This window comes from Actinomadura sp. 6K520, from assembly GCF_004349245.1.
In the GTDB taxonomy this organism is placed as follows: Bacteria; Actinomycetota; Actinomycetes; order Streptosporangiales; family Streptosporangiaceae; genus Spirillospora.
Genome location: NZ_SMLC01000323.1, coordinates 1 through 3869, shown reverse-complemented (window position 1 = coordinate 3869; position 3869 = coordinate 1). Strand labels below are relative to the sequence as shown.

The following is a 3869-nucleotide window of genomic DNA, read 5'->3' as shown; positions in this document are numbered from 1 at the left end:
TGGGTGTGGGGGGTTGTTCGAGGATGAGGTGGGCGTTGGTGCCGCTGATGCCGAAGGAGGAGATGGCGGCGCGGCGGGGCCGGTCCAGTTCGGGCCAGGGTTGAGTTTGGGTCAATAGTGTGACGGCCGCTGAGTTCCAGTTGATGTGGGGGGAAGGCTTATCGATGTGCAGGGTTTGGGGGAGTTGGCGGTGGTTGATGGCTTGGACCATTTTGATGACGCCTGCGACGCCGGCGGCGGCCTGGGTGTGGCCGATGTTGGATTTCAAAGAGCCCAGATAGAGGGGTTGGTTTTCGGGGCGATCGTGGCCATAAGTGGCGAGGAGAGCGTTGGCCTCGATCGGGTCGCCAAGTGCGGTACCCGTGCCATGTGCCTCGACGACGTCGATCTGGTCGGGGGTGAGGTGTGCTTTGGTGAGGGCTTGGCGGATGACGCGTTCTTGGGCGGGGCCGTTGGGGGCGGTGAGTCCGTTGGAGGCGCCGTCCTGGTTGATGGCTGAGCCGGGGATGACGGCCAGGATGTGGCGGTTGTTGCGCTGGGCGTCCGGCAGGCGTTCCAGTAGGACCAGGCCGACGCCTTCGGCGCCGACCGTGCCGTCGGCTGAGGCGGCGAAGGGCTTGCAGCGGCCATCGGGTGCCAGTCCGCGTTGGCGGCTGAACTCGATGAACAGTCCTGGTGTGGACATGACGGTGACGCCGCCGGCCAGTGCGAGGTCGCATTCGCCGCCGCGCAGGGCCTGTGCGGCGAGGTGCAACGCGACCAGTGACGACGAGCACGCGGTGTCCACCGTCACCGCCGGGCCCTGCAGCCCGAGCGAGTAGGAGATCCGGCCGGAGATGACACTGGCCGCACTCCCGTTGCCGATGTATCCCTCGTACTCTTTCGGTGCTTGGAGAAAACGGGCACCGTAGTCGTGGTACATGACGCCGGCGAAGACCCCGGTCCGGCTCGCTTGGAGGCTGGTCGGGTCGATGTCGGCGCGCTCGATGGTTTCCCAGGCGACTTCGAGCAGGAGCCGCTGCTGCGGATCCATCGCGGTCGCTTCGCGGGGCGAGATTCCGAAGAACGCGGCGTCGAACTGGTCGGCGTCGTGCAGGAACCCGCCCTCACGCGCATAGGACTTCCCGGAGGCATCGGGGTCGGGATCGAAAAGGGCGTCCAGGTCCCAGCCCCGGCCGTCAGGGAAGGGGGTGATGGCGTCGCGGCCCTGCTGCACCAGCGTCCACAGGTCCTCGGGCGATGAGACTCCGCCTGGGAACCGGCACCCCATGCTGACGATGGCTATCGGCTCGTCGCGTGCGACCGCGGTGGCGGCCGCGGCGCCGGTCCCGTATTCCCCCTGGAGCCGCTGGTGGAGGTGGAGGGCCAGGGCTCCGGGTGTCGGGTGGTCGAACACCAGCGTGGCGGGCAGTCGCAGGCCGGTCGCCTCGGCGAGCCGATTGCGGATCTGTATGGCGGTCAGCGAGTCGATCCCGAGATCCTTGAAAGCCTGCGCGGTCTCGATCTGTTCGGGTCGCTCATGACCCAAGACCGCCGCGGTGGTGGCGTGCACCAAATCCTGGAGGCCCTCCTGGTCGAGGACGGGCGAGCCCGGCGTGTGCGCTGCGGGACGTGCGGCGGTGCTCTGCCTCCGGAGTTTCCTTATGTTGATGTTGGCGGGGACCAGCACGGGTTCGGTAAGCGCGAGGGCGCTGTCGAAGAGTCCGAGGGCCTGGTCGACGGTGAGCGGAGCCAGACCGGACCGGGCCATGAGGTGGTGGTCTGTTTCGGTCAGATGAGCGGTCATCCCGCTTGCCTGACTCCAGAGCCCCCAGGCGAGACTGACCGCGGGCAGGTCGAGGACACGGCGGTGGTGTGCCAGCCCGTCCAGGAAGGCGTTGGCCGCCGCATAGTTCCCCTGCCCGGGAGAACCGAGGGTTCCGGCCAGCGACGAGAACAGGATGAACGCGCTGAGGTCCTCGTCCTTGGTGAGGTCGTGCAGATGCCACGCCGCGTCGACTTTGGGGGTGAGCACACGATCGAGCTGGGCGGAGTTGAGAGCGGTGACGGTGGCATCGTCGATCGTCCCGGCCGCGTGGACGACGGCCGTAAGGGGATGCTCGGCCGGGATGTCCGCGAGCAGCATGGCGAGTGCGTCACGGTCTGAGGCGTCGCAGGCGGCGATGGTGACGGAGGCGCCCAGGGCGGTGAGCTCGGCCTCCAGCGCGCCGGCCTCCGGAGCGTCGGGGCCGGAACGGCTGGTGAGCAGAAGCCGGCGCACACCGTGGCGTTCGGCCAGGTGCCGGGCGATGATGGCGCCCAGTGTCCCGGTGCCGCCGGTGATCAGGACGGTGCCGTCTGGATCGAGCCCGCGGCCTGCCGCGCCCTCGCGGGCCTGGACGTGGACGAGGTTCGGGGCCGATACCTGCCCCTTGCGGATCGCCAGCTCGGGTTCGTCCGTGCGGAGCGCCGTGTGCAGCGAGGCGGAAGAGGCGCGCTCTTCGTCGATGTCGATCAGGACGATGCGGCCCGGATGCTCGGCCTGGGCGCTGCGGATCAGACCGCGGGCCGCGGCCCCCGCGAGATCCTCGATCCTGTCGCCGGCCCCGGTGGCCACAGCCCCGCGTGTGACGATCGCCAGTCGTTGATCGACCAGCCGGTCGTCCGACAGGAATTCCTGGAGGAAGGCCAAGGTCTGGTGGACCACACGACGGGTCTCCCCGACGGTGTCAACGGCGGAGCCATGAGGGCACGGCCAAACAACGAGGTCGGACGCGGGAGCGCGGTCATCAAGGGAGGAGACGAAAGTCGCAAGGTCGGGGACTGACCTCGCGTTGGCGGCACCATCCGGACCAAAGGGCTCCGGCTCTTGCGCGCCGACCAGAACGTAAGGACGGGCCTTCGTTGACGTGGCACCAAGCTTGAGAGGCTCCCACAGTCGTCTGAACAGAGGCCCTCGCGCGCCGGTGTCGGATATAGAAAGCTCGGCTGGATCGATCGACCGGGTACCAAGTAGGCCGACGCTGGCAACGAGCTGACCCTGTACGTCCGTGACGGTGATCCGGTACTGGCCGTCTCCGGTAGTCCGCAGGTGCGCCCGGACGGCGGTCGCACCAGTGGCATGGAGGGAGACGTCCTGCCAGACGAACGGAAGTTGGACCGGCTCGTCCCCCGGGGCCGCCGGGATCAGGGCGTGGAGTGCGGCGTCGAGGAGTGCGGGGTGGATGCCGTATCCGGTGGTGTCGGTGTCGTCGGGGAGGGCGATCTCGGCGTAGATGCCGTCGCCGTTCTGCCAGGCGTGGGTGAGGCCCTGGAAGGTGGGGCCGTAGTCGTAGCCGCGTTCGGCGAGCCGGTCATAGAGACCCGCGAGGTCTCGGGGCGTTGAGCCGGCCGGAGGTGACGAGTCGGCCGCGGCCGCCTCGGCAACCGCCCGCCGCCTCAGCGTGCCGAATGCGTGCTGCGTCCATGAGCCCTGACCAGCGGCAGGCCGCGAATGGACGGTGATGGCGCGCCGGTCGTCGTCGGCCGGGTCGAGGGTGACCTGGAGGTCGACGGCGCCCTGCTCAGGCAGGTACAGCGGACTCTGAAGGGTGAGCTCCTCGACGTGCGGCAGACCCGCCTGCTCGCCACAGTGAAGCGCGAGATCGACGAACGCGGTGCCGGGGAACAGAACCGTGCCGTGCACCGCATGGTCGGCCAGCCAAGGATGACTCTGGAGCGAAACGCGGCCCGAGAACAGGACGACACCGCTGTTCGAGATTTCGGTGGCCGCCCCGAGAAGAGCGTGCTCTGGGGATTCAAGTCCAAGGTCACCAGCATCACTGACCTCGCGTTTGGTGTGGAGCCAGTGGGTGTGGTGTTGGAAGGGGTAGGTGGGGAGGGGTGTGGTG

Annotated in this window: 2 protein-coding genes; one reads left to right on the top strand and one right to left on the bottom strand. The window is 68.4% G+C overall.

Annotated features, from left to right (window positions below; genetic code table 11):
* A partial coding sequence (locus E1289_RS36720; RefSeq protein ID WP_243713448.1) for a type I polyketide synthase occupies positions 1–3718 on the bottom strand: 3718 nt, incomplete at its 3' end.
* Here E1289_RS36720 and E1289_RS39980 point away from each other — a divergent pair.
* The coding region (locus E1289_RS39980; protein WP_243713449.1) for a hypothetical protein at positions 3659–3869 on the top strand (211 nt) is incomplete at its 3' end. The two genes, E1289_RS36720 and E1289_RS39980, sit on opposite strands and share 60 nt — an antisense overlap.